This is a genomic window from Streptomyces sp. NPDC045678 (assembly GCF_056432085.1).
The window spans coordinates 1-23,840 of record NZ_JBWKJS010000018.1; the positions used below are offsets into that span (position 1 = coordinate 1).

The window sequence follows — 23,840 nt, forward strand, 5'->3', positions numbered from 1 at the left end:
ACGCCACCCCCCCCCCCCCAGGGCCGCCTTGTCCGTTTTTTGGGGGGGGGGGGGGGGGGGGGTTGGGGGAACCCCTGGTGGGCCCCAAACACCAGGAGGGGGGGGGGGGGGGGGGTTTTCCCCCCCCCCCCCCCCCCCTCCCGGGAAACGCTGCCGTCGGATGACGGCGGTTGCCGCTGTCAGGCGACGATCAGATAGATCCCGTACGCCACGGCCGCCGCGCACAGCGCGAAGCAGGCGTACGCGCCGGTGCGCGCCATGGCCGCCGAGCCACCGGAGGCGGCGGTCGCCTTCTCCTGCTGGGAGAGGCCGACGATGCCGACGGTGAAGAGGCCCACCAGGGCCACCGTCACCGCGAGGCTGACGCCGAAGACGGAGCCGAGAGCTGCCCAGTCGATGCTCATGCTGATCTGTCCTTACACCGTCGCGGGCCGGGCGGGGTCCGCCATGGCGCCGGTCGTGGTCGTGGTCGGGGCCGAGACGCCGGCCCTGACGGGCTCGTCCGGGACGGTCGAGGCGGCCAGGGTGCCCGCGGGGGGCGGCGTGACGGCGGCGATCGCGGTGGTCACGACGCCCGCGGGCTCGCCGGCCGGGATGGTCCCGTCCGTGCGGACCTCGTCGTCGGTGACGTTGGTGTGGTCGATGGCGTTGCGCCGCGAGAGCACCCAGATGACGGCGGAGCCGCCGATGAGGAGCGCGGCCGTGGCCGCGATGCCCCAGGGGCCCTGCTTGGTGAGGAACTCGGCGCCCGCGCCGACCAGGCCGGCGGCCGGCAGGGTCAGGCCCCACGCGACGAACATGCGGGTCGCGGTCGACCAGCGGACGACGCCGCCCTTGCGGCCGAGTCCCGCGCCCATCACGGCGCCGGAGCAGACCTGCGTGGTGGAGAGCGAGAAGCCGATGTGCGAGGAGGCGAGGATCGCCGTCGCGGCGCTGGTCTGGGCGGCGAAGCCCTGCTGCGGCGCGAGGTCGGTCAGGCCCTTGCCCATGGTGCGGATGATGCGCCAGCCGCCGAGGTAGGTGCCGAGCGCGATGGCGACACCGGCGGAGACGATGACCCACATCGGGGGGTTGGCGCCGGGGTTCAGGGCGCCGCCCGTGATGAGGGCGAGCGTGATGATGCCCATGGTCTTCTGCGCGTCGTTCGTGCCGTGGGCCAGCGAGACGAGGCCGGCGGAGGCGATCTGGCCCGCGCGGTACCCCTTGGCGGTGGACTTCTGGTCCGTGTTGCGGCCGATGCGGTACGTCAGGCGCGTGGCCAGCGTCGCGGCGATGCCCGCCACGAGCGGGGCCGCGACGGCCGGGATCAGGATCTTGGTGACGACGGTGCCGCCGTTGATCGACGACCAGCCCATCGACATGACCGCGGCGCCGATGAGGCCGCCGAAGAGCGCGTGGGAGGAGCTGGAGGGCAGGCCCACCAGCCAGGTCAGGAGGTTCCAGAGAATCGCGCCGACGAGCGCGGCGAAGATGACCTCTGTCTTGAGGCCGTCCTCGTTGACAATGCCGCCGGAGATCGTCTTGGCGACTTCCACCGAGAGGAAAGCGCCGACGAGGTTGAGCACGGCGGACATGGCCACCGCCGTCTTGGGCTTCAGAGCGCCGGTCGAGATGGTCGTCGCCATCGCGTTGGCAGTGTCGTGGAAACCGTTCGTGAAATCGAACACGAGAGCGGTAACGATCACGATCCCGAGGAGAAGCGTGATGTGTTCCATTTACCCAGGCTTCTGTTGGACGTCAGTGGCAAGTTGAACGTAGGCACTCCGGGTGAACGGAAAGTGAACTGGGCCGGGCGGTGCGGTGACCCGAAGCGGAGTGCCCTCACCTGGTCTGTTCCGGGCGTTCGACAGCGATCGTAAGGAGCGGGGGCGGGGGGCCCGCAAACCGGGCGGAGTGTCGGGCTCCGCCATCCGGCGGCCGCCGCCGCGCCGCACCGCTTCGAACAGTCCGACAAGCCCGTCGAAGAGATACTGATCACCCCGCGTCCCGCGCCCTCCGGCGTTCGAAGAACGGCTGGCAGGATCGCCGCATGACGGAGCAGCGGCAGCACGGGGACGACGGACACGGGGACGCGGCGGCCGGTACGGAGGAGGCCCTCGCGCGGGCCTGGGAGGAGCTCGTCGACACGGCCCGCAGGACGGTCACGGACGGCCTGGTCGTCGGCACCTCGGGCAACGTCTCGATACGGGTCGGCGGCACCGTCCTCGTCACCCCGAGCGGAATGCCGTACGACCGCCTGCGGCCCGGGGACGCGGTCGGCGTCGACCTCGAAGGACGGCAGCTCTTCGGCGACCTCTCGCCCACCAGCGAACTGCCCATGCACCTCGCGATCTACCGGAACACCTCCGCGGGCGCCGTGGTCCACACCCACGCGGTGCACGCCACCGCCGTCTCGATGCTGGTCCCCGAGCTCCCCGCGGTCCACTACATGACCGGCATCCTCGGCGGCCCGCCCCGCGTCGCGCCCTACGCGCTGTACGGCACGGAGGAGCTGGCCGAGAACATGCTCAGCGCCCTGCGCGACCGCACCGGATGCCTCCTCCAGAACCACGGAACGGTCACCTACGGAGACACCCTCTCCCAGGCGTACGACCGCACGGCCCAGCTGGAATGGATGTCCCGCCTCTGGCTCACGGCCGCCGCGGTCCCGGGCCGCGCCCCGACCCTCCTGTCCCCCTCCCAGCTGCACGAAGCGGAGGAGCGGCTGAAGGGGTACGGGCAGCCCGCCGAATGACTGCTCGACGTCCCTGGACGATGACTCCTCGACGCCCTGGACGGCGCACCGGAGCGATCCGGTCACCCCAGGGACACCGCCCACTGGCCCCGAAGCCTTCCGCCCATAACACTGGAGCGGTGCGCCCAGCCAAAGCGACGGCAGCGGCCGTCACCGCAGTAACAGCCGCCCTGGGGACGGCCGCAGCCGCCATCGCGGCGGGCCGTTTCGCCAGCGACGCCGCCCTCAAGGCGCCCGCGGGCCGACCCCTGCCCACCGAGCCCCGCCTCACCGTGCACGCCACGGCCGCGGGCCAGATCAGCCTCACCCGCGCCCTGGCGAGCCTGCGCCCCGGCACGTACGGCCTGAGCGGCAACGGCACCCACGCCGTCGTCGGACCCGTCCTGGACTCCGCCCCGCACGAGGCCGACACCGTCGTACGCCGTCTCGAAGCCGTCACCCACGGCGCCCTGGAACCCGGCGCCCGCGTCTGGCTCACCCCCCAGGTCCACATCGGCGACCCGCGCACCGCACTCGGCCTCGACCACGCCGACGTCGACATCCCCGGCGAACTCGGCGGCCTGCCCGCCTGGTTCGTGCCCGCCACCCGGGACACCTGGGTCATCACGGTGCACGGCCTCGGCACCACCCGCGAGCACCCCATGGTCGTCATGGACTTCCTGAACCGCCTGCGGATCCCCGTCCTCGACCTCGCCTACCGCGGCGACCTCGGCGCGCCCCGCTCCCCGGACGGCCTCGGCCACCTCGGCGAGACCGAGTGGCGCGACCTGGACGCCGCCATCCGCCACGCCGTGCGCAACGGCGCCGAGCGCGTCGTCCTGCACGGCTGGTCCACCGGCGCCGCCATGTGCCTGCACGCCGCGGCGCACTCGGCGCTCCGCGAGCGCATCAGCGGCCTCGTCCTCGACTCGCCGGTACTGAACTGGGAGGTCACCCTGCGGGCCCTCGCCGGCGCCCGCCGCACCCCGGGACCGCTCCTTCCGCTTGCGGTCCGTGCGGCGCAGGGGCGCACGGGTCTGCGCGGCGACCGCATCCTGGCGTCCGCGGGACCCGACGCGCTGAAGGTCCCGACCCTCGTCGTGCACGGCCCCGACGACACCGTCGCCCCCTGGGTCTTCTCCCGCAGGATGGCCGAACGGCGCCCGGACCTGGTCACGTTGCACCCCGTACCGGACGCGCCGCACGGCGCCATGTGGAACGCGGACCCGGCGGCCTACGAAGAGGTGCTGCGCCGCTTCCTCACCCCCCTCATCTGACCCTTCGGAACCCTTCCCGTACGCCGGCCGCGCACCGCCTTCGAAGGCCCGCGCCGCCATTCCGTTTGGGTTTTCGGACCGTCAACAGGAAGACTGCTCCTGTGACGTCCCGTACCCCGCGCGACTCCAGGCTCCGACTTGTCCGCGCGCCCCGCCAGAGGGCCGAAGAGCGAGGAGAGACCCGGCGCGACCCAGCACGGCCCCTGTCCGCCGCGCCCGGCGCGATGGGCGGCCGCCGCACGCGCCGTCCCGCACCCCGTCCGCCGGAGGGCACGCCCGCTCCATCGGAGCTCGCACGGGGCGCACGAGCCGTCCTCGCCGCCGCCGCACGGGTCGCCCGCTGGGCCGACGCGGCCCTGCGCCCGGGCCCCGGCGGCACCGGCGCGACCCCCGACGGGAAGGGCACCCTCTCCGACGCCACCGCCGAACGGGCCGCCGCCGAACTGGGACTGACCCCCGCTCAGGTCCGCGCCGACTGGGACACCGCCCGCCTCTCCGGCCTCATCGAGGTGCACGGCGACAGCGCACGCCCCGGCTGGCGGCTGCGCGTGTGGGACCGCGACGACACCGCCGTACTGCGCGGCTGGGTCGCCCTCTTCGACGCCTGGTCGCTCGCCCACCCGGCGCCCGACGACCTCGCCCCCGCGGCCGTCGCTGAGATCGTCGAGGCCATGCCGCAGGTCCTGTCTCTCCTGCAACTGTCGGCAGGGCCCGTCCCCGTGCCGCAGCTCCTCGACCTCCTCGACCAGCGCGTCACGGAACTGCGCACCGAACGCTGCGAGATCGCGCACGGCCCCCAGCCCGGACCTGCCGCCCCCGCCGACGTCCCGCAGGACGCCCCGCTCCCCGCCCTCCTCGACTGGGCCCTGCACGGCCTCGCCGCCGTCGGAGCGCTCACCTGCGCCGACGGACAGGCCACGCTCACCCCGCTCGGCAGCTGGGCGGTCTGGGTCAAGCTGGAACAGATCTGCGTCGCCGCGCAGAGCCCCGCCGGGCACTTCGAGCAGTCCGCCGAGGACATGCTGCGCGGCTGCGCGCGCCTGCGCCCCGCCGCGGCCCGCGCCGAATACCGCGCCTGGCTCGCCGCACGCCCCGTCGGCAGCGCCGTCACCGACCTCCTCACCGCCGCACGCGGCGAGGACGCCCTGCTGCGCGGCCTCGCCTTCGAGGCGCTGCGCGTCGTCGGCGCACCGGCCGAGGCGGACGTCAGGGCCGTCGTCGAGGAGTCCTCCCTGCGCCCCTACGCGCTGCTGTGGCTCGCCGAGCAGGAGGGCGCCGACCCGGAGGACGTCCACCTCGTGCTGACCCGCGAGGAGTCCACCTGGCTCTGGGTCGACACCGCGGCGGCCGTCGCCGACCACGGAGAGGCCGAACTCCTCGTCCGGCACCTGGAGTCGGCGGTCCAGCCCACCGTCCCCGCCCTCCTCGACGAGGTCCGCCGCGTCGGGCACCCCCGCACCGTGCAGGTCCTCGTCGCCCTCGCGGCGGCCCACCCCGACCCGGCGCTCGCCAAGGCCGTGCGCCGGGCGGCCTTCCAGGTCCACACCGGCGGCGAGTGAGCCGCGGCGCCGGGAGCGTTCCGGCGGCTCAGCGGAAGGTGTCGCACCGGCCCATGTCGCCGGTGCGGTAGCCCTCGTAGAACCACTGCTGTCGCTGCTCGGCCGAGCCGTGCGTCCAGGACTCCGGGGTGACCCGGCCCTGGAACTTCTCCTGGATGCGGTCGTCGCCGACCGCGGCCGCCGCGTCCAGACCGTCACGGATGTCGTTGTCGTCGAGGCTGCTGATCAGCGGCCGGCCCGTGCGGTCGTCCGGGCTGCGCGTCGCGTGCCGCGCCCACACCCCGGCGTAGCAGTCGGCCTGCAGCTCGACCTTCACGGCGTTGCTGTCGCGGCCCGTGCGGCCGTCCTGGGAGCGCTGCAGGGTGCCCATCAGGTTCTGCACGTGGTGCCCGTACTCGTGCGCCACGACGTACGCCTGCGCGAAGGGTCCGCCGCTCGACCCGAACTTGGTCCGCAGGTCGTCGAAGAAGTCCAGGTCCAGATAGACCTTCCGGTCGCCGGGGCAGTAGAACGGACCGACCGCCGACGTGGCGGCGCCGCACGCGGTGCCCACCCGGCCGGTGAACAGGATGGTCCGCGCGGGGGAGTACGTGCCCTCCCGGCGCTGGAACTCGGGCCGCCAGAAGTCCTGGACGCTGTTGACCACCGCCACGATGCGGCAGTCCTCCTTGCTGTTCGCGTCCCGCCCCTTGTGGCAGGTCTGCTGCACCTGCGCGAGGGACGACGAGGTGACCGCGGGCTCCTCGTCGCCGGAGGAGAGCCCCAGCTGGTCGGGCCCGACCCCGAAGAAGAGCCCCAGGAGCAGGGCGATCAGGCCGGCGATGCCGCCGCCCACCGTCGCCCGGCCGCCGGGGATCCGACTGCCGCGCACATCCTGCACCTCCGAGGTGTCCAGGTCGGCGTCGTCGTCGAACTGCATGGGCGCACCCCTCTGCCGCGCATCCGGAACGGCACACGCCGTCCCGCGCCGGACCACCGGCCACTTCATCCTGATGTGCCCGCCCCCGCCGAGCCCCGGAGGAAGGTCCGAACGGGGGACACGGAACGCTCCCCGCGCCGTGTCGCCCCGCCGCGGGACAGCAGCCCCGACCCCCGCGGCTACGCTCTGCGCCTGATCCGTGGGCAGTGGTACCGAAGGGGGCGTCATGGCCGCTCTGCCGCTCGACGCGAGGGGCCACGCCCCGGCCCGCCGGGGCACGCGCATCGCGTTGCCCGTGGCCCTCGCCGTGCTCGCCCTGCCGCTCATCACCGCCGCCCACCACTCGCGGCCCGCCCCCTACGGAGACCGGCTCACCGTCCACGCGCGCGTGGACGACGCGCGGTCCGCCCGGGAACCCGCGCTGCGCGCGACGGGCCCGGCCATCCAGGCGTACGACAAGGAGAGCGGCACCCCGCGCTGGACGTACACCCGCGCGGGACGCCGTCCTGTCACCCTCCTGTCCGCGCCGGGCCACGCCTTCACGCTCTGGAGCGACGGCCTGGTCACCGACACCGCGCGGGCCGACGGCGGCTCCGTGCGCTGGCACCGCGCCGTCCCCGCGAGCGCCGACTGGCTGCGTACCCCGGAGGCCCGTGCCGGCGCCGGAGTCCTCCAGCCGCTCACCCGGGCCGCCGGCATGCTCGCCGTCGTCACCCCGCACCGCATCGCCGCCTACCGCACGTCGGACGGCGATCTGCGCTGGGTTCTGCCCGCGAGAACCGGCTGCGCCTTCGAACCGGCACGCTCCGTCCGCCGGGGCGGGGCGCTCCTGGTCGCCCAGCCCTGCACGGGCCCGGCCGCCGCCTGGACCGCGCAGATCGTCGCCGTGGACGACTACGGCAGAATCGTTCCGGGCCGCACTCCGCTGGGCAACGGTGACCTGCGGCGGGGCGCCGACGGCGCCGGGAGCCCGGAAAACTAGTTGCGACGGCCCGTTAGACTGGCTGCCATGGCAGCACCTCTCCTCAGTTGGACGGCATAGACACCGGTCCTGAGCACCTCAGTCGTCCCTCTCGCCGTCCACTCTGTTTCTGGAGAACCCCGTGATCACCGCTTCCGGCATCGAGCTGCGCGCCGGCGCCCGCATCCTCATCGAGAACGCCACCTTCCGCATCGCGAAGGGCGACCGCATCGGCCTCGTCGGCCGCAACGGCGCGGGCAAGACCACCCTCACCAAATGTCTGGCCGGTGAGGGCATCCCCGCCGGCGGCACGATCTCCCGCTCCGGAGAGGTCGGCTACCTCCCGCAGGACCCCCGCACCGGCGACCTCGACGTGCTCGCCCGCAACCGCATCCTCTCCGCGCGCGGACTCGACGTACTGATCCGCAAGATGCGCGAGAACGAACAGCGCATCGCGAACGGCTCGGGCGCCACCCGCGAGAAGGCCCTCAAGCAGTACGAGCGCCAGGAGACGGAGTTCCTCACCAAGGGCGGGTACGCCGCCGAGGCCGAGGCCGCCACCATCGCCGCCGCGCTCAACCTCCCGGACCGTGTGCTCGGCCAGCCCCTGCACACGCTCTCCGGTGGTCAGCGCCGCCGTATCGAGCTGGCCCGCATCCTGTTCTCGGACGCCGACACGCTCCTCCTCGACGAGCCGACCAACCACCTCGACGCCGACTCGATCGTCTGGCTGCGGGACTACCTGAAGACGTACCGCGGCGGCTTCATCGTGATCTCCCACGACGTCGACCTCGTCGAGACGGTCGTGAACAAGGTCTTCTACCTGGACGCCAACCGCGCCCAGATCGACGTCTACAACATGGGCTGGAAGCTCTACCAGCAGCAGCGCGAGTCCGACGAGAAGCGCCGCAAGCGCGAGCGGCAGAACGCCGAGAAGAAGGCCGCGACGCTGCACTCGCAGGCCGACAAGATGCGCGCCAAGGCCACCAAGACCGTCGCCGCGCAGAACATGGCCAAGCGGGCCGACAAGCTCCTCGCGGGCCTGGAGGCGGTGCGCCAGAACGACAAGGTCGCCAAGCTGCGCTTCCCCGAGCCCGCGCCGTGCGGCAAGACGCCGCTGATGGCCGAGGGCCTCTCGAAGTCGTACGGCTCGCTGGAGATCTTCACCGACGTCGACCTCGCCATCGACAAGGGATCGCGCGTCGTCATCCTCGGCCTCAACGGCGCGGGCAAGACCACGCTGCTCCGGCTCCTCGGCGGCGCCGAGAAGCCCGACACCGGCCAGGTCATCGAGGGTCACGGCCTGAAGCTCGGGTACTACGCGCAGGAGCACGAGACCCTCGACCCCGAGCGCACGGTCCTGGAGAACATGCGCTCGGCCGCGCCCGACCTCGACCTCGTCGAGGTGCGCAAGACGCTCGGTTCGTTCCTCTTCTCCGGAGACGACGTCGACAAGCCCGCCGGTGTCCTCTCCGGCGGCGAGAAGACCCGGCTCGCGCTCGCGACCCTCGTTGTCTCCTCGGCCAACGTCCTCCTGCTCGACGAGCCCACGAACAACCTCGACCCGGCCAGCCGCGAGGAGATCCTCGGCGCGCTGCGCACCTACAAGGGAGCCGTCGTCCTCGTCACGCACGACGAGGGCGCCGTCGAGGCGCTCCAGCCCGAGCGCATCATCCTGCTGCCCGACGGTGTCGAGGACCTGTGGGGCCAGGACTACGCGGACCTGGTCGCCCTCGCCTGAGACCGGCGGCCCCGGAGACCCGTGCCGGGGCGTCCACCGTGCTTGATCGAATGACTGATCCACTGGGTATGGATCATTCGGCCGATCCGTGATCCCTCATCTGTGTGAGCCGACCTCGTACCGAGGTGTGGCATACACGGATTTCCGGGCTGAGCTGCGACAAGGCTTGCCCCGGCGATGGTCACGGCGCTGACCTGGGCATTCGCCGTTCTTCGCGTTCCGCTTCGCGCAGGACGACGTGCGGAATCCTGCACTCCGCTCGTGATGTCCGTCCCCGAAGGGACGAACCCCGCCGTACGGACCTTGTCGAATGGGTGGCCAGGAAGCCCAGGAGGGGTGATCATGAGAAGTCCAGAGCGCACTTCCCACGAGGAGGCACGGGTGGCCGAGACTCTGAAGAAGGGCAGCCGGGTAACCGGCGCCGCGCGCGACAAGCTCGCGGCAGACCTGAAGAAGAAGTACGACGGCGGTGCGAGCATCCGGGCGTTGGCCGAGGAGACCGGCCGCTCGTACGGCTTCGTGCACCGCATGCTCAGCGAATCCGGCGTCACGCTGCGGGGACGCGGCGGGGCGACGCGAGGCAAGAAGGCCGCCGCCGGCTGACGGCGGGCGGCACGCTGTCCCATGGTCCGATGGTGACCACCCGGTCGGTCTTCCCCCAGTGCCCTTAAGGGGGCCTGGGGGTATCCCCTGCCGACCGGGTGGTTACTGTGCAGTCACTTACGGGCGCCCCCGGCGTCCGGTCCGACCGCACCCCCATCGGAGGCACCCATGGCTTCGTCCGACAGCGAGCTCGCACCGGTTCTCGACAAGGACGGCGTACGCCTCACCATCGACGAGGCCGTCGCCACGGTGACGCTGACCAATCCGGCCAAGCGCAACGCCCAATCTCCCGCGCTGTGGAGGGCGTTGGTCGAGGCCGGTCAGCTGTTGCCGGGCAGCGTCCGTGTCGTGGTGCTGCGCGGGGAGGGGAAGTCATTCTCCGCGGGCCTCGACCGGCAGGCGTTCACGCCCGAGGGCTTCGACGGCGAACCGTCCTTCATCGATCTGGCACGTGGTGAGGACGGCCTTCTCGACGCCACGATCACCGAGTACCAGGAAGCGTTCACCTGGTGGCGGCGGAGCGACATCGTGTCCATCGCCGCCGTCCAGGGACACGCCATCGGCGCGGGCTTCCAGCTCGCGCTCGCCTGCGATCTGCGGATCGCGGCGGACGACGCGCAGTTCGCCATGCGCGAGACCAGCCTGGGCCTGGTCCCCGACCTCACCGGCACACACCCGCTGGTAGGGCTCGTCGGCTATGCCCGTGCGCTGGAGATCTGCGCCACCGGGCGCTTCGTCCACGCGGACGAGGCCGAGCGGGTGGGCCTCGCCAACCTCGTCGTGCCCGTCGACCAGCTCGACGCGGCCGCCACGGACCTCGCCGCCGCGCTCGTCGCCGCGCCCCGCGACGCGGTCATCGAGACGAAGGCCCTGCTGCAGGGCGCGGTGGGCCGCTCCTACGAGGACCAGCGCATCGCCGAACGCGCCGCCCAGGGCCGTCGCCTGCGCGACCTCGCGGGCCTCGGCGACTGATCCCGCGGGGCGTTCCTACCGCACCTCGGTGACGAGTACCGCCACCGAAGGACCGTCGGGCAGGGCCGTGCCGACCGCTTTGCGGACCGCGAGCGCCACATCCAGGGCGCGGTGCTCGCGGTCCGTCGCGAGTTCCACGCGCGCGTGGCGGCGCGGCAGCGTGTGCGTTGCCGGGGGTTCCTCGAAGTGGACGGCACGGCCCAGGACGCCGGTCAGGTGTGTCACTCCGGGGACCGAGAGGGCTGCCCGTTCGGCGCGTGCCTCGTCGTCGTTGTCGGCGCCCTCGCCCGCCGGCTGCTCCGGGGAGGGTTGCGGGGGATCGTCGCTCTGCCGAGCGCCGGCCCCGTCCTCCGCCCCGTCCGCCTCGTCGAGGAGCGCCGTCACCCTCAAGTCGACCTCGTCGACGATCAGGCCCAGCTCCTTCGCCGCCTCCGACAGCGCCATGCGCAGCCGGTCCGCCGCCGCGGGGATCGGCTCGCCGGCGACCGCCGCGAACTCCGCGGTGATCCGCAGCGGCCCGGGCGGCAGCGCGCTCGGGGGCGGCGGAACGGCCGGGACCCCCGCCTCGTCCGGTGCGGCCTGCGCGATGCGCACCGTGCCGAGCCGCACACCGGGAACCCGCTCAGCCATTCGGCGCAACGCGCCGTCCGCCGCCGATTCCGTCATCCACACGCCGTCCGCGGCACCGCCGAGCGGCAGCACCCGGCCGAGCCCCAGCTGCCTGCGCACCGCCTGTGTCCAACCCTCTCCCGTCATGACCCCAGCCTGCCGCATCCCGGGCGCGCGGGCGCGGGGCCGCGCTTAATGTGGGCGGAGAAGCAGCCCGACTCGGGCAGTTCCCCTTTCGAAAGGGACGGGACGGCCATGACCGACACCGGACAGCGGAAGGCGTCGCAGACGCTGGAGAAGGACACCCCGGAGGAGAGCGCGGCCCGGTCCGGGCCCGGACGGGGCGGCGGTGCCCCCGGCAGCCGCGGCCGCACCACCATCGCGGACGGCGTCGTCGAGAAGATCGCCGGCCTCGCCGCGCGGGACGTCGACGGCGTGCACGCGATGGGCGGCGGTCTCGCCCGTACCTTCGGGGCCGTGCGCGACCGCGTGCCCGGCGGCTCGAAGTCGGTGTCGCGCGGTGTGAAGGCCGAGGTCGGCGAGGTGCAGACCGCGCTCGACCTGGAGATCGTCGTCGAGTACGGCGTCTCGATCGCGGACGTCACCCAGGACGTACGGGAGAACGTGATCACGGCCGTCGAGCGCATGACCGGCCTGGAGGTCGTCGAGGTCAACATCGCGGTCAGTGACGTGAAGCTGCCCGACGAGGAAGACGACGAGCAACAAGGACGCCTTCAGTAGGGAGCGCACATGAGTATGGCCGTGATCGGGATGATCGCGGGAATGGCCTTGGGCTTCGCCGGATACTTCGGCGGATTCGGGGCATTCCTGCTGGTGGCCGCCCTGGGCGCCATCGGCTTCGTCGCCGGCAAGTTCCTCGACGGAGATCTGGAACCCGGCGAGTTCTTCCGCACCCGCGGCGACCGGCGGCGGTGAGCGGTGGCGGCACAGGTCGCGCCCCGGGAGCGCGGCGCGACCCGGATCGCCGACCGGGTCGTCGCGAAGATCGCCGCGAGAGCGGCACGTGAGGCGGTGGACGCGGTCCCGGCCGACGGATCGCCGCCCCGTGCCACGGTCTCCGTCCACCACGAGGCGGCCCGTATCCGCGTCAGCCTGGAGCTGGAGTACCCCTGCGACATCGGCGGGCAGTGCGGCGCGGTGCGTCGCCATGTCGCCGAACGGGTAGAGGCGTTGGCGGGGATGGACGTACCCGAGGTGGCCGTTCAGGTGGAGCGGCTGCACTCCGCGCAGGTACGCGCCGCGGCACAGGGGAGGACACGATGAGCGAACCCCACGGGGGCGGCACCCAGCCGCTGCCGGTCATCGAACAGACGGAGGGCGAGCTGCGCCAGTCGTCGTCCGCGACGGCGTACGACCCGCTGCCCACGCTCTCCGGTGACGAGGAGAAGGCCTCCCGGTTCTGGTCGTCCCGCCGGGTGCCCGCCGCCCTCCTCGCCCTGGTGGTCCTCGGCGCAGCGGGGCTGCTCCTCTACGACGTCGTCGCCGTCCGGGCCGAACACCCCGCCATGCACTGGCGGCGCGAACTGGCCCACCAGCTCGGCAGGCGACCCCTCGACGACACCGCGGTGCTCGCCGGGGCCGCGACCGCCGCCCTCCTGGGCCTCTGGCTCCTCGTCCTCGCCCTCACGCCCGGGCAGCGCGGCATCCTGCCGATGCGCCGCACCCACTCCGACGTACGCGGCGGTCTCTACCGCGGGGCTGCCGCCATGGTCCTGCGCGACCGGGCCATGGACGTGCCGGGCGTGCAGTCCGTGCGGGTCCGCATGAAGCGCTCCAAGGTCGACGTGCGCGCCGTGTCCCACTTCCGCGAACTCGACGACGTACGCGGTGACCTGGACGCGACGCTTGCCGACGGCATCAGCGACCTGGGCCTCGCCCGTGCCCCCGGACTCTCCGTCCACGTGGCCCGGCCCGGAAGGAAGGGGTGAGCGGCGTGCTGCGTACGGTCAACCGCGTCGTCCTGGCTCTGGCCGGGCTCGTCCTGCTGGTCCTCGGCGGCTCCGTGCTCGCCGTCGGACTCGGCGCGTCCCCGCCCTCCTGGTGGATCCACGACGGCCGGCACGACGTGCTGGTCAGCGCCGCCGACCGGGCGCGGTGGCGGGACGACGGATGGTTCTGGCCGACGGTCATCGCCGCCCTCGCGGTGTGCGTGCTGCTCGCGCTGTGGTGGCTCTCCGCGCAGCTGCGCAGGCGCCGCCTCGCCGAGGTCCTGGTGGAGACCGGGGACGGCGAGGGTGCGCTGCTGCGCGGCCGGGCCATGGAGAACGTCCTGGCCGGCGAGGCCGAGACCCTGGACGGCGTCGACCGCGCCCAGGTCGTCCTGACCGGTCGGCGCAGCACACCGCGGGCGCGTGTGGACCTCACCCTGGCCCCCCACGCCGCCCCGTGCGAGGCGCTGCACCACCTCTCCGCCGACACGCTCGGCCGGGCCCGCGACTCGGCGGGCCTCGCGACCCTGCCGGCCACGGTCCGGCTGCGGGCCGCCAAGCACCGCGCGGAACGCGTGAGTTGAGCCCCGCACGTCCCGCACGGCCCGCACGTCCCGCACGCCCCGCACGGCCCGCACGCCCCGCACGGCTCGTGTGACCCGCACGGCCCGTGCGACCCGCGCCGTCAGAACCCGGAGCGTGAACCGCCGTCCACCGGCACCATGATCCCCGTCAGGTACGAGGCCGCGGGCGACAGCAGGAACGCCGCGATGCGGCCGAACTCCTGCGGGGTGCCGTAGCGCCGCAGGGGGATGCCCGCCTCGTTGGCGGCGCGGGCGGCCTCGGGGTCGGGGGAGAGACCGTCCAGCTGGCGCATGCGGTCGGTGCCGATCCGGCCGGGCAGCACGCCGACCACGCGGATGCCGCGCGGTCCGAGCTCGTCCGCGAGGGACTTGGCGAACCCGGCGAGCCCCGGGCGCAGACCGTTCGAGATCGTCAGGCCCGCGATCGGCTCGTACACCGACCCGGAGAGCACGAAGCCGATGACGCCGCCCTCGCCGAGCTCCGCGGCCGCGGTCCGTGCCAGGCGCACCGCTCCGAGGAACACCGACTCGAACGCCGCCTGCCACTGCTCGTCGGTGTTGTCGGCGACGAAGCCGGGCGCGGGCCCGCCGACGCTGATCAGCACGCCGTCGAAGCGCCCGAAGTGCTCACGGGCGGCGGCGACGAGCGCGGCCGCGGAGTCCGGGTCGGCGTTGTCCGCGACGACACCCACCGCGTTCGGGCCGAGCTCGGCGGCCGCCTCGTCGACCGTCTTCTGCTGACGGCCCGTGACCACGACCTTCGCGCCGTCCGCGACGAGCTCGCGGGCGGTGGCGTTGCCGAGGCCCCGGGTGGCGCCGGTGACTACGTAGACACGGTTTTCCAGTCCAAGATCCATGGCCCTATCCTCCCCCGTTCGCCCCGTAGAGCGCGAGAGCGGTATTCACCAGGCCGATGTGGCTGAATGCCTGCGGGAAGTTGCCCAGCTGACGGCGGGACGAGGGGTCGTACTCCTCCGCGAGCAGCCCCACGTCGTTGCGGAGCGCGAGCAGACGCTCGAACAGCTCGCGCGCCTCCTTCGTACGGCCGGTCATGTGCAGCGCGTCCACCAGCCAGAACGAGCAGACGACGAAGACGCCCTCCTGGCCCGGCAGGCCGTCGATCTCCGTCTGGTCGGCGGTGTAGCGGCGCAGGAGCCCGCCGTGGCCGAGCTCGGCGTGGACCGCGTCGATGGTGCCGATGACGCGCGGATCGTCGGGCGGCAGGAACCCCACACGCGGTATGAGCAGCAGCGACGCGTCCAGTTCGGCGGAGCCGTAGGACTGCGTGAACGTGTTGCGCTCCGGGTCGTAGCCGCGCTCGCAGACCTCGCGGTGCACCTCGTCCCGCAGCTTCCGCCACCGGTCGACGTCACCGCGGAGCTTCGGGTTCTCCTCCAGGGCGCGCACCGTGCGGTCGGCGGCGACCCAGACCATCACCTTCGAGTACACGAAGTGCCGGCGCGGGCCGCGCACCTCCCACAGGCCCTGGTCCGGCTCCCGCCACTTCTTGTGCAGGAACTCGAGCAGCGACAGCTGGAGGTGCCAGGCGTGCGGAGGGGTGGCGAGGCCCGAACGGTCGGCGAGGGCGAGGGAGTCCACGACCTCGCCGTACACGTCGAGCTGCAACTGTTCGACCGCTTCGTTGCCGATGCGGACCGGGGTGGAGTCCGCGTACCCGGACAGCCACGGAACTTCGTACTCCGGCAATCGGCGCTCTCCGGAGAGGCCGTACACGATCTGCAGGTCCGCCGGGTTGCCCGCGACGGCGCGCAGCAGCCAGTCGCGCCACGCCTCGGCCTCCTCCGAGAAGCCGGCGGCGAGCAGCGCGCCCAGGGTGAGGGTGGAGTCGCGCAGCCAGCAGAAGCGGTAGTCCCAGTTGCGCACGCCGCCGGGTTCCTCGGGCAGCGAAGTGGTGGGGGCGGCGACGATGCCGCCCGTCGGGGCGTACGTGAGGGCCTTGAGGGTGATGAGGGAGCGCATCACCGCGTCCCGGTGCGGTCCGTCGTAGTGGCAGAGGGACGTCCAGGCGCACCAGTCCTCCAGGCTGTGCTCCAGCGACTCGTACGGATCGACGAGCGAGGGGCGCGGCTCGTGCGAGGGGTGCCAGGTGAGGACAAAGGCGACCTTCTCGCCCTCCTCGACGGTGAACTCGGAGTGCGTCCCGAAGGCATGGCCCCAGGTGTGCACGGACGGCTCGCTGCGCAGCCACACGGAGTCGGGGCCCGCCACGGCGACGCGGTGGCCGTCCTTCTGGCGCATCCAGGGCACGACCGAGCCGTAGTCGAACCGGAGCCGGAGCGTGCTGCGCACGGTGACGCGGCCCTTGAGGCCCTCGACGATGCGGACGACGTCGGGGGCGCGGTCGCGCTGCGGCATGAAGTCCGTGACGCGGACGGAGCCGTCGTCGGTGTCCCACTCCGAGTCGAGGACGAGGGAGTCGGGACGGTAGGCGCGGCGGGTGCAGGCCTCCGCGCCCTTGGGCGCTATGCGCCAGTGGCCGTTCTCCTCGTCGCCGAGCAGCGCGGCGAAGCAGGCGGGCGAGTCGAAGCGGGGCAGGCAGAGCCATCCGATGGAGCCGTCCCTGCCGACGAGGGCGGCGGTCTGATGGTCGCCGATGAGCGCGAGGTCCTCGACGGGCACGAGCTCTTCGGCGGGCGGGAGGTCGGTGGCGGGCGCGAGGTCTTCGATGTGGCGGGACACGGATGACGGTTTCCCGGAGTGGGGCCCCGTCAATCCGGGCGAATGCGGGACTGTCGGCTCAGGACCTAGACGGCCGCGGGCGTCGCTTCCGCAGTGGTGGCCTCGGCGGCCGCCGCGCGGTCGCGCCGCTCCCTGCGGACCAGGACCACCCAGCCGACCGGGACGCCCGAGGCGAACAGCCACCACTGGACCGCGTAGGCCATGTGCGGGCCGATGCTGCTGTGGTCGGGCTCGCCGATCAGCTCGGGGGAGCCGCCCTTCGCCTCGGGGGCGGACAGCTCGACGTAGCCGCCGAGGACCTCCTTGCCGAGGGCGTCGGCCTGCTGCCCGCTGCTGATCAGCATGATCTGACGGTCCGGAAGACCGCGGACGTCCTTGATGCCGCTGGCCGCGGACGTCTCGTCGGCCATGAGGCGGCCGGTGACGGTGATCTCGCCCCCGGGGGGCGCGGGGATCTTCGGGAAGGCGGTCTGCGGGCCGTCGGCGGGGATCCAGCCGCGGTTGACGAGCAGGACCTTGCCGTCGTCCAGGACGAACGGGGTCAGGACGTGGAAGCCGACCGCGTCGTCGGAGTTGGTGCGCCGCCGCACGACGACCTCGTGCTTCGTGTCGAACGTCCCCTTGGCGCTCACCCGGCGGTAGAGGTCCTCCTTGGGCACCTCGTGATCGGGCGAGGTGAGCTTCTCGGCCGGGACCGGGTCGGCGTTCAGCGCGTTTGAGATCCGCTGGTTCTGGGCGACACGGTTCTCGTGGCGGTGCAGCTGCCAGAAGCCGAGCTCGACCATCACGGGGATGAGAACGAGGGCGATGAGGGTGAGGATCACCCACTGCCGGGACAACAGGAAGCGGTACACCCCACGAAGGTACCTCTCGGGTCGTGGGGTGTACGGCGGCGGGGTCCGGTCAGACGTTGTCGACGATGCCCACCCGCCCCTCCGCGCGTGAGCAGTGGGCGCCGCAGTACCAGTGGCCCTCCACCTCGACGCCCTGGCCGATGATGCGGCACCGGCAGTGCTCGCAGATGGGCGCCATGCGGTGGATGGCGCAGGAGAAGCAGTCGAAGACGTGCACGGCCCCTTGGGCGTGCACTTCGAAGGACATGCCGTAGTCGTTTCCGCAGACCTCGCAACGTGCCATGCGCCACAGGGTGGGACGCCGCGGCGGTGCGGGGCGAGCGGTCGGCGGGCGAGTCGCGCGGCAATCACCCGTCTGACGCGTGCGGGGGTGCAAGTCAGGCGCTTACGACTCCGTGGCGGGCGTCACGTCCTGGAGGAGTTGTCCGAACGCCGCCTCGTCGATCACGGGCGTGCCGAACGAGCGGGCCTTGACCGTCTTGGAGGTGCCGGAGTCCGGGTCGTTCGTGACGAGCAGGCTCGTGAGGCGCGACACACTCGTCGCGATGTGCAGCCCGGCTTCCACCGCGCGGTCCTCCAGGAGTTCACGCTCCACGGAGGTGTCCCCGGAGAACGCGACCCGCATGCCCTGCTTGAGTGGTTTGCCCGGTTCGTAACGCCCCGGGTTCGGGTACGGGCACGGCGGGCGCTTCCGTGAGGGGCGCCAACTTCCGGGCCGGTACGACGAGGCGGGCGTCGGTCCCGTCGACTGGCGGACGATGCGGGGCGCGCCGTCCGACCACTCGGTGAGCGGCCTGCACTCCAGGAGCGGCAGGCGGACGTTGCCGCCGGCCGCCGCCAGCAGGCTGGGGCGGAACGCCTCGGCGAGCACGCGCGCGTCGTCCAGGGCGTTGTGCGCGTGGCGCTGCTCGACGCCGAAGTGCGCGGCCAGGGACTCCAGCTTGTGGTTGGGCAGCGGGAGTGCAAGCTCCTTGGAGAGCGCGATGGTGCACAGGCGTTGGCGCACGGGGGCCGTGAGCTCCGCGCGCGCGTACTCCCTCGCGATCATCGACCAGTCGAAGACGGCGTTGTGCGCGACGAGGACGCGCCCGTCGAGCCGGGCCGCGAACTCCTCGGCGACGTCCTTGAAGAGGGGGGCGTCCGCGAGCATCTCCCCGGTGAGCCCGTGGATCCAGACGGGACCCGGGTCGCGCTGGGGGTTCACCAGCGTGTACCAGTGGTCCTCGATGTCGCCCCGGGCGCTCACGCGGTAGACGGCGGCCGACACTATGCGGTCGTCGCGGGCCAGGCCGGTGGTCTCCACGTCGACGACCGCGTACCCCGTTGGATACGCGGCCGGCCAGGGCACTGCGGACGCTGCGGTCGTGCGGTCTTCGAGCATGGTCCATGAGGATACGGGCCGCGACCGACAGTCAGGGCGCCGGTCCGAGAAGCCCGGCCACCAGAGCCCTGACGGAGGTGGCGAAAACCGCCTCGGGGTCGACGGGTCCCGCCAGGGCGCGGGCGAGTGCGCCGTCCTGCTCCGCCGCCTGCTCCGTCCACAACTCCTCCTCGCCCGGCCGCTGCACGGGCGCCCGCTCGCGGGCGCGCTCGACCAGCACATGGCCGACGACGTGGACCTGGACGGCGCGCACGGCCTCGGCGGCGCGGGCCCCGCGCAGACCCGCCTCGTGGACCTCGTGGACGAGCGTGCGCTGGGCGGGCAGGAACATCCTCTCCGTCAGGCCGCGTTCGTGGACCATCGCGACGAGGTGCGGGTGGTCGAGGAGCTGGCGGCGCAGGGCGTCGGCCACGGACGCGACGCGCCGGCCGGGGGTGCGGCCCGTGGCGCGGATCTCGCCGAGGTCGGCGAGGGTGCGCTCGACGAGGGCGTCCAGGAGCGACTCGCGGTTGCCGACGTGCCAGTAGATGGAGGTGACGGCGGTGCCGAGCTCGGCGGCGAGCGCCCGCATCGTCAGGGCCTGCGGGCCGTGCCGCTTGACGAGGTGCGCGGCGGTGTCGAGCACGACGGCCCGGTTCAGCTGCGTGCGCGTCTCTTTACCCTTCACGGGTCCTGTTGTAACTGTGTTACAGAACCGCCGCAAGTCCCGCCCGCGGACCCTCGGTCCGCGCCGACGAAGGGTGGTACGACATGGCACGCATTCGCTACGGAGCACGTGACGAGGCGGAGATCGCCGCCGCGCGCGCCGCGAGTTCCCGACTCCCCGACATCTGGTCCACGGGTGTCGTGGCCGTCTGGGAGAGCGACCCGGACGTGGTCGCCGCGGTCCTTCCGCCGCCGTTGAAGCCCGCCGGGCGGCCTCTGGTGCGGGCGAACATCAGCAAGGTCGACCTGCCGGGCTACCCACTGGGCGCGGGCTCGGTCGCCGTCGCCGCCGAGCACGGGGGAGTGGAGGGCTGGTATCCGCTGGTGATGCCGATGACCCACGAGCGGGCCCTGATCGGCGGACGCGAGGTGTTCGGGGAGCCGAAGAAGCTCGGCGAGGTGGAGGTCGAGCGGGACGGCCTGGTGGTACGTGCCCGCCTCGCCCGGCACGGCATCTCCTTCGTGGAGGTGCGGGGCGCGGTCAGCGGCGACCTGCCGCTGCCGGACCCGGCACAGAAGACCGACTTCTACTTCAAGTTCCTGCCCGCGGTGGACGGTTCGGGCTTCGACGCGGACCCCGTGCTCGTGCACTGCGTACGGAACGAGAAGGTCCGCAAGCTGGAGGCCGTCACCGGGGACGTGGTGCTGCGCGAGTCGATGTACGACCCGGTGGCCGATCTGCCGGTGCGCGCCCTCGTCGAGATCACCATCGGCGAGAAGACCACCGACCAGCAGGGCCGCGTCGTCGAGCGCGTCAGCGCGCAGGCCCTGCTGCCCTACATCCACCAGCGCTACGACGACCCCGCCCAGATCCTCGACGGCCCGCCCGAGGGGAGCGCCTGAGATGGAGCTGCGCGCGGGTCAGGTCGCCGTCGTCACGGGCGCGGCGAGCGGCATCGGGCTCGCCATGGCGCGCCGGTTCGCGGCGGACGGCCTGCGGGTGGTCCTCGCGGACGTCGAGGAGAGCGCCCTGGAGAAGGCGGCCGCCTCCCTGCGGGAGGACGGTGCGCTGGTGCACGCGCGCGTGGTGGACGTCGGGGTGCGCGAGCAGGTCTTCGCCCTCGCCGAGGAGACGTACGACAGGTTCGGCGCCGTCCACGTGCTGTGCAACAACGCGGGGGTCGGGTCGGGCGCCGAGGGGCGCATGTGGGAGCACGACCCGAACGACTGGAGGTGGGCCTTCGAAGTCAACGTCTGGGGTGTCTTCCACGGCGTCCAGGCCTTCGTGCCCCGCATGATTGCGGGCGGTGAGCCGGGGCACGTCGTCAACACCTCGTCCGGCGACGGCGGCATCGCCCCGCTGCCCACCGCCTCCGTGTACGCGGTCACCAAGGCCGCCGTCGTCACGATGACCGAGTCGCTGTACGCCCACTTGAAGGCGGAGCACGCGCGCGTGGGCGCCTCCGTGCTCTTCCCTGGCCCGCACATGCTCCGCACCGGCCTGTGGGAGTCGCACCGCAACCGGCCCGACCGGTACGCCAAGTCCCGCCCCCGCAGGACCCCTTACCGCAGTCTCGACCAGTGGGAGACCGCGATGAAGGAGGCGGGCCAGGAGATCGCGTTCACGCCGGTCGAGGAGGTCGCGGACTTCGTGGCCGAGGGCATCGCGGCCGGCCGTTTCTGGCTGCTTCCGCAGAGCGAGCACAGCGACCGCCAGATCAGGGCGAGGTCGCGTTCGATGCTCGACCGCGCCGACCCGGCGTACCTGGAGAACTTCATCCTGGACTGAAGGGAGCTTCGCAGATGAGCGCCCAGGACCCGTACCTGATCATCTCCTCCGACTGCCACGCCGGACTCCCCACCGAGGAGTACCGGCCCTACCTCGACCGCCGCTTCCACCGCGACTTCGACGACTTCCTCGGCGAGCGCGGCGCCCGCCGCGAGGAGGCGACCCGGCTCGGCATCCGCAACGACGCCTTCGCCGCCAAGTGGTTCCAGGACAACGAAGAGGGCCTGCGCGGCGGCTGGGACGCCGCACAGCGCCTCAAGGAGCTGGACGGCGACGGGGTGGCCGCCGAGGTCGTCTTCCCCGACGCGGACGCCGTCGACAGCCGCACCGCGGCGCCCTTCGGGGTCGGCCTCGGTCTCTCCGGCGACCAGGACCCCGAGCTCGGCATGGCGGGCGCCCAGGCCCACAACCGGTGGCTGGCCGACTTCGTGTCCGAGCACCCCGAACGGCACTGCGGCGTCGCCCTGTTGCCCATCACCGGAGACGTCGACCGCGTCGTCGCCGAGGTGCACCGCGCCAAGGAGTCGGGGCTCGGCGCACTGATGATCCCCTCCATGTGGGTCGACAAGGCGCCCTACCACGACCGGCGCTATGACCCCGTGTGGGCCGCGGCGGCCGAGTGCGCCATGCCCGTGGTCACCCACTCCGGAGCGGCGCCCCGCCACGAATACGGCGACCACCTCGGGATCTACGTCTGCGAAGTGACCTGGTGGCCCGCCCGCCCCCTGTGGTTCATGCTCTGGTCCGGCGTCTTCGAACGCCACCCGGGGCTGAGGTTCGGCGTCGCCGAGTCCGGCTGCTGGTGGCTGCCGAACCTCCTGTGGTTCATGGACCGCCTCTACCTGGGCGCGCACGGCGGCAAGAAGCTCTCCCCGTTCGCGGAGCTGAAACGCCCTCCGCACGAGTACCTGGACCGCCAGATCTTCGTCTGCGCCACCAACACCAAGCGCCGCGAACTTGCTCAGCGCTACGAGATCGGCGTCGACAACATCCTCTGGGGCAGCGACTTCCCGCACCCCGAGGGCACCTGGCCCGACACGCGCGCGTGGCTGCGCAAGACCTTCCACGACATTCCCGTGGCGGAGAGCCGCCGCATGCTGGGGCTCGCCGCCGCCGAGGTCTTCGGCTTCGACACGACGGCACTCGCGCCGCTGGCGCACCGCATCGGCCCGACACCCGGCGACCTCGGCCAGGACGCCGACCAGACGTCCGTCGAGGCCTCCTGGGCCCGCTCGCGCGAGGTGGGCCGCCACTGGCTGACCGACCACGACTTCCCGGTACTGGGGGCGGACGCATGAATGCACCACGGACGACCGAGGACCGCTACACCGTCATCTCCGCGGACTGCCACGCGGGCGCCGACCTCCTCGACTACAGGCCGTACCTGGAGTCGCGCCACCACGACGCGTTCGACGCCTGGGCGGCCACGTACGTCAACCCGTACGAGGACCTCCTCGCCGACACCGCCGACCGCAACTGGAACTCCGACCGCCGGGTCGCCGAGCTCGAGGCGGACGGCATCGTCGCCGAGGTCGTCTTCCCCAACACCATCCCGCCGTTCTTCCCCTCGGCGTCCCTCATGGCACCGGCGCCGACCCGCGAGGAGTTCGAGCAGCGCTGGGCAGGACTGCGCGCCCACAACCGCTGGCTCGCGGACTTCTGCGCCGCCGCGCCCGGGCGCAGGGCGGGCGTCTTCCAGATCCTCCTCAACGACGTGGACCGGGCCGTCGAGGAGATCCACCGGTCGGCGGAGGCGGGCCTGACGGGCGGCCTCATGCTGCCCGGCACTCCACCGGGCTCAGGCCTTCCCGAGCTCTACTCATCGGCGTACGACCCGATCTGGGCGGCCTGCGCGGAGCTGGGCGTGCCCGTCAACCACCACGCGGGTTCGGCGTCGCCGCCGCTCGGCGAGGAACCGGCCGCCCGCGCGGTGTTCATGGTCGAGACGACGTGGTTCTCCCACCGGGCGCTCTGGCACCTCACCTTCGGCGGGGCCTTCCGCCGCCACCCGGAACTCAAGCTCGTCCTCACCGAGCAGGGCTCGGGCTGGGTCCCCGGCGTGCTCGACATGCTGGACTACTACCACGGCCGGCTGGTCGCCGCGGCGCGGCGGGCGGGCGGCGCGGACACGGCAGAGTCGAAGTTCGGCGCGGGGCTCGCCGACGCGATGGGCAAGGGCCCCTCCGAGGTGTGGCGCGACAACTGCTTCGTGGGCGCGAGCTTCATGCGCCCCCACGAGGCGGCCCTGCGCGACCGCATCGGCCTCGACAAGATCATGTGGGGCAGCGACTACCCGCACGACGAGGGGACGTACCCCTACTCGCGCGAGGGCCTGCGCATCGCCTACGCCGGTCTCCCCAGGGAGGAGATCGCCGCCATGGTCGGCGGCAACGCGGCCCGCGTCTACGGCTTCGACCTGGAACGGCTCGGGGAGATCGCCGCGCGCGTGGGACCGACGGTCGGCGAACTGGACGAACCTCTCAAGGAAACACCCGCGGACGCGACGAGTCCGGTGTTCGCGACGGGAGGGGCGGTGCGGGTCTGGTGAGCGGGCGCGGCCGGTGAGCGGGCAGGGGTTCGGTGC

The 23,840-nt window shown here is 72.7% G+C and carries 26 protein-coding genes; 16 read left to right on the plus strand and 10 right to left on the minus strand.

Annotated elements, in window-relative coordinates; genetic code table 11:
- Window positions 1-179: 179 nt before the first annotated feature.
- Entirely contained in the window at window positions 180-404 is a 225-nt protein-coding gene (locus AC07DO_RS39250; protein WP_479067228.1) for a hypothetical protein, read from the minus strand.
- A 12-nt stretch (window positions 405-416) separates the two neighbouring features.
- Entirely contained in the window at window positions 417-1,715 is a 1,299-nt protein-coding gene (locus AC07DO_RS39255) for an inorganic phosphate transporter (RefSeq protein WP_479067230.1), read from the minus strand.
- A 314-nt stretch (window positions 1,716-2,029) separates the two neighbouring features.
- Between AC07DO_RS39255 and AC07DO_RS39260 the strand changes: the two genes are divergently transcribed.
- The 3 genes from AC07DO_RS39260 to AC07DO_RS39270 all read left to right on the plus strand — a co-directional run bounded on the left by AC07DO_RS39260 (window position 2,030) and on the right by AC07DO_RS39270 (window position 5,549).
- Window positions 2,030-2,734, plus strand: coding sequence for a class II aldolase/adducin family protein (locus tag AC07DO_RS39260; RefSeq protein WP_479067232.1), 705 nt, complete (start codon window positions 2,030-2,032; stop codon window positions 2,732-2,734).
- A 119-nt stretch (window positions 2,735-2,853) separates the two neighbouring features.
- Window positions 2,854-3,990 carry an alpha/beta hydrolase family protein gene (locus tag AC07DO_RS39265; protein ID WP_479067234.1) on the plus strand — a complete coding sequence of 379 codons (1,137 nt, stop codon included), beginning with the start codon at window positions 2,854-2,856 and terminating at the stop codon, window positions 3,988-3,990.
- 101 nt (window positions 3,991-4,091) lie between these two features.
- Window positions 4,092-5,549: a hypothetical protein gene (locus tag AC07DO_RS39270; RefSeq protein WP_479067236.1), complete on the plus strand. Its 1,458-nt coding sequence runs from the start codon at window positions 4,092-4,094 to the stop codon at window positions 5,547-5,549.
- Between the two features lie 28 nt (window positions 5,550-5,577).
- Here the strand turns inward: AC07DO_RS39270 and ypfJ are convergent, their stop codons facing one another.
- Window positions 5,578-6,468 carry a KPN_02809 family neutral zinc metallopeptidase gene (gene ypfJ, locus AC07DO_RS39275; RefSeq protein WP_479067238.1) on the minus strand — a complete coding sequence of 297 codons (891 nt, stop codon included), beginning with the start codon at window positions 6,466-6,468 and terminating at the stop codon, window positions 5,578-5,580.
- A 226-nt stretch (window positions 6,469-6,694) separates the two neighbouring features.
- On the opposite strand from ypfJ, the gene AC07DO_RS39280 reads away from it, so the two are divergent.
- The 4 genes from AC07DO_RS39280 to AC07DO_RS39295 all read left to right on the plus strand — a co-directional run bounded on the left by AC07DO_RS39280 (window position 6,695) and on the right by AC07DO_RS39295 (window position 10,745).
- Window positions 6,695-7,450: a hypothetical protein gene (locus AC07DO_RS39280; RefSeq protein WP_479067240.1), complete on the plus strand. Its 756-nt coding sequence runs from the start codon at window positions 6,695-6,697 to the stop codon at window positions 7,448-7,450.
- Window positions 7,451-7,571: 121 nt separating this feature from the next.
- A complete protein-coding gene (locus AC07DO_RS39285; protein ID WP_479067242.1) occupies window positions 7,572-9,170 on the plus strand; it encodes an ABC-F family ATP-binding cassette domain-containing protein in 1,599 nt (532 codons plus the stop codon).
- A gap of 381 nt (window positions 9,171-9,551) precedes the next feature.
- Window positions 9,552-9,773, plus strand: coding sequence for a helix-turn-helix domain-containing protein (locus AC07DO_RS39290; RefSeq protein WP_055550175.1), 222 nt, complete (start codon window positions 9,552-9,554; stop codon window positions 9,771-9,773).
- A 168-nt stretch (window positions 9,774-9,941) separates the two neighbouring features.
- Window positions 9,942-10,745 (plus strand): enoyl-CoA hydratase/isomerase family protein, encoded by an 804-nt coding sequence (locus tag AC07DO_RS39295; RefSeq protein WP_479067244.1) that lies wholly within the window; start codon window positions 9,942-9,944, stop codon window positions 10,743-10,745.
- 15 nt (window positions 10,746-10,760) lie between these two features.
- On the opposite strand, the gene AC07DO_RS39300 is transcribed toward AC07DO_RS39295, so the two are convergent.
- Window positions 10,761-11,501, minus strand: a complete 741-nt coding sequence (locus AC07DO_RS39300) for a nucleopolyhedrovirus P10 family protein (RefSeq protein WP_479067246.1) — start codon at window positions 11,499-11,501, stop codon at window positions 10,761-10,763.
- Between the two features lie 108 nt (window positions 11,502-11,609).
- Between AC07DO_RS39300 and AC07DO_RS39305 the strand changes: the two genes are divergently transcribed.
- From AC07DO_RS39305 to amaP, 5 genes are read left to right on the plus strand one after another with little or no spacing between them, the layout of a single operon-like run.
- Complete coding sequence (locus AC07DO_RS39305) at window positions 11,610-12,095, plus strand: Asp23/Gls24 family envelope stress response protein (protein ID WP_479067248.1); 486 nt, start codon at window positions 11,610-11,612, stop codon at window positions 12,093-12,095.
- A gap of 9 nt (window positions 12,096-12,104) precedes the next feature.
- Window positions 12,105-12,290 (plus strand): hypothetical protein, encoded by a 186-nt coding sequence (locus AC07DO_RS39310; RefSeq protein WP_150166335.1) that lies wholly within the window; start codon window positions 12,105-12,107, stop codon window positions 12,288-12,290.
- A 3-nt stretch (window positions 12,291-12,293) separates the two neighbouring features.
- Window positions 12,294-12,638: an Asp23/Gls24 family envelope stress response protein gene (locus AC07DO_RS39315; RefSeq protein ID WP_479067250.1), complete on the plus strand. Its 345-nt coding sequence runs from the start codon at window positions 12,294-12,296 to the stop codon at window positions 12,636-12,638.
- On the plus strand, window positions 12,635-13,303 hold the full coding sequence (locus tag AC07DO_RS39320) for a DUF6286 domain-containing protein (protein WP_479067252.1): 669 nt from the start codon (window positions 12,635-12,637) through the stop codon (window positions 13,301-13,303). Before AC07DO_RS39315 ends, AC07DO_RS39320 begins: the two co-directional genes overlap by 4 nt.
- Window positions 13,300-13,887 carry an alkaline shock response membrane anchor protein AmaP gene (gene amaP, locus AC07DO_RS39325; RefSeq protein ID WP_479067254.1) on the plus strand — a complete coding sequence of 196 codons (588 nt, stop codon included), beginning with the start codon at window positions 13,300-13,302 and terminating at the stop codon, window positions 13,885-13,887. The genes AC07DO_RS39320 and amaP overlap by 4 nt, the downstream gene beginning before the upstream one ends.
- A gap of 101 nt (window positions 13,888-13,988) precedes the next feature.
- Here amaP and AC07DO_RS39330 read toward each other — a convergent pair whose 3' ends face one another.
- From AC07DO_RS39330 to AC07DO_RS39355, 6 genes are all read right to left on the minus strand, one after another.
- A complete protein-coding gene (locus AC07DO_RS39330) occupies window positions 13,989-14,744 on the minus strand; it encodes an SDR family oxidoreductase (protein ID WP_479067256.1) in 756 nt (251 codons plus the stop codon).
- A 4-nt stretch (window positions 14,745-14,748) separates the two neighbouring features.
- Window positions 14,749-16,527: a glycoside hydrolase family 15 protein gene (locus tag AC07DO_RS39335; RefSeq protein WP_479067329.1), complete on the minus strand. Its 1,779-nt coding sequence runs from the start codon at window positions 16,525-16,527 to the stop codon at window positions 14,749-14,751.
- Window positions 16,528-16,652: 125 nt separating this feature from the next.
- Window positions 16,653-17,441 (minus strand): SURF1 family cytochrome oxidase biogenesis protein, encoded by a 789-nt coding sequence (locus tag AC07DO_RS39340; RefSeq protein ID WP_479067258.1) that lies wholly within the window; start codon window positions 17,439-17,441, stop codon window positions 16,653-16,655.
- 49 nt (window positions 17,442-17,490) lie between these two features.
- Entirely contained in the window at window positions 17,491-17,724 is a 234-nt protein-coding gene (locus AC07DO_RS39345) for a hypothetical protein (RefSeq protein WP_150166323.1), read from the minus strand.
- A 102-nt stretch (window positions 17,725-17,826) separates the two neighbouring features.
- Window positions 17,827-18,822 carry a DEDDh family exonuclease gene (locus AC07DO_RS39350; RefSeq protein WP_479067260.1) on the minus strand — a complete coding sequence of 332 codons (996 nt, stop codon included), beginning with the start codon at window positions 18,820-18,822 and terminating at the stop codon, window positions 17,827-17,829.
- Window positions 18,823-18,853: 31 nt separating this feature from the next.
- Window positions 18,854-19,489, minus strand: coding sequence for a TetR/AcrR family transcriptional regulator (locus tag AC07DO_RS39355; protein ID WP_479067262.1), 636 nt, complete (start codon window positions 19,487-19,489; stop codon window positions 18,854-18,856).
- 83 nt (window positions 19,490-19,572) lie between these two features.
- Between AC07DO_RS39355 and AC07DO_RS39360 the strand changes: the two genes are divergently transcribed.
- The 4 genes from AC07DO_RS39360 to AC07DO_RS39375 are packed head-to-tail and all read left to right on the plus strand — an operon-like array spanning window position 19,573 to window position 23,804.
- Window positions 19,573-20,370, plus strand: coding sequence for an acetoacetate decarboxylase family protein (locus AC07DO_RS39360; RefSeq protein ID WP_479067264.1), 798 nt, complete (start codon window positions 19,573-19,575; stop codon window positions 20,368-20,370).
- 1 nt (window position 20,371) lies between these two features.
- Window positions 20,372-21,256: an SDR family NAD(P)-dependent oxidoreductase gene (locus tag AC07DO_RS39365; protein WP_479067266.1), complete on the plus strand. Its 885-nt coding sequence runs from the start codon at window positions 20,372-20,374 to the stop codon at window positions 21,254-21,256.
- Window positions 21,257-21,270: 14 nt separating this feature from the next.
- Window positions 21,271-22,554 carry an amidohydrolase family protein gene (locus tag AC07DO_RS39370; protein ID WP_479067268.1) on the plus strand — a complete coding sequence of 428 codons (1,284 nt, stop codon included), beginning with the start codon at window positions 21,271-21,273 and terminating at the stop codon, window positions 22,552-22,554.
- The gene (locus AC07DO_RS39375; protein WP_479067270.1) at window positions 22,551-23,804 is read left to right on the plus strand and encodes an amidohydrolase family protein; all 1,254 of its coding nucleotides are present in this window, start codon (window positions 22,551-22,553) and stop codon (window positions 23,802-23,804) included. The genes AC07DO_RS39370 and AC07DO_RS39375 overlap by 4 nt, the downstream gene beginning before the upstream one ends.
- The last annotated feature ends 36 nt before the right edge of the window (window positions 23,805-23,840 follow it).

Coding starts and splice junctions, on each gene's coding strand:
- AC07DO_RS39250 (WP_479067228.1), bottom strand. CDS start 404: ATGAGCATCGACTGGGCAGCTCTCGGCTCCGTCTTCGGCGTCAGCCTC.
- AC07DO_RS39255 (WP_479067230.1), bottom strand. CDS start 1,715: ATGGAACACATCACGCTTCTCCTCGGGATCGTGATCGTTACCGCTCTC.
- AC07DO_RS39260 (WP_479067232.1), top strand. CDS start 2,030: ATGACGGAGCAGCGGCAGCACGGGGACGACGGACACGGGGACGCGGCG.
- ypfJ (WP_479067238.1), bottom strand. CDS start 6,468: ATGCAGTTCGACGACGACGCCGACCTGGACACCTCGGAGGTGCAGGAT.
- AC07DO_RS39280 (WP_479067240.1), top strand. CDS start 6,695: ATGGCCGCTCTGCCGCTCGACGCGAGGGGCCACGCCCCGGCCCGCCGG.
- AC07DO_RS39295 (WP_479067244.1), top strand. CDS start 9,942: ATGGCTTCGTCCGACAGCGAGCTCGCACCGGTTCTCGACAAGGACGGC.
- AC07DO_RS39300 (WP_479067246.1), bottom strand. CDS start 11,501: ATGACGGGAGAGGGTTGGACACAGGCGGTGCGCAGGCAGCTGGGGCTC.
- AC07DO_RS39305 (WP_479067248.1), top strand. CDS start 11,610: ATGACCGACACCGGACAGCGGAAGGCGTCGCAGACGCTGGAGAAGGAC.
- AC07DO_RS39310 (WP_150166335.1), top strand. CDS start 12,105: ATGAGTATGGCCGTGATCGGGATGATCGCGGGAATGGCCTTGGGCTTC.
- AC07DO_RS39320 (WP_479067252.1), top strand. CDS start 12,635: ATGAGCGAACCCCACGGGGGCGGCACCCAGCCGCTGCCGGTCATCGAA.
- AC07DO_RS39330 (WP_479067256.1), bottom strand. CDS start 14,744: ATGGATCTTGGACTGGAAAACCGTGTCTACGTAGTCACCGGCGCCACC.
- AC07DO_RS39345 (WP_150166323.1), bottom strand. CDS start 17,724: ATGGCACGTTGCGAGGTCTGCGGAAACGACTACGGCATGTCCTTCGAA.
- AC07DO_RS39350 (WP_479067260.1), bottom strand. CDS start 18,822: ATGCTCGAAGACCGCACGACCGCAGCGTCCGCAGTGCCCTGGCCGGCC.
- AC07DO_RS39360 (WP_479067264.1), top strand. CDS start 19,573: ATGGCACGCATTCGCTACGGAGCACGTGACGAGGCGGAGATCGCCGCC.
- AC07DO_RS39365 (WP_479067266.1), top strand. CDS start 20,372: ATGGAGCTGCGCGCGGGTCAGGTCGCCGTCGTCACGGGCGCGGCGAGC.
- AC07DO_RS39370 (WP_479067268.1), top strand. CDS start 21,271: ATGAGCGCCCAGGACCCGTACCTGATCATCTCCTCCGACTGCCACGCC.
- AC07DO_RS39375 (WP_479067270.1), top strand. CDS start 22,551: ATGAATGCACCACGGACGACCGAGGACCGCTACACCGTCATCTCCGCG.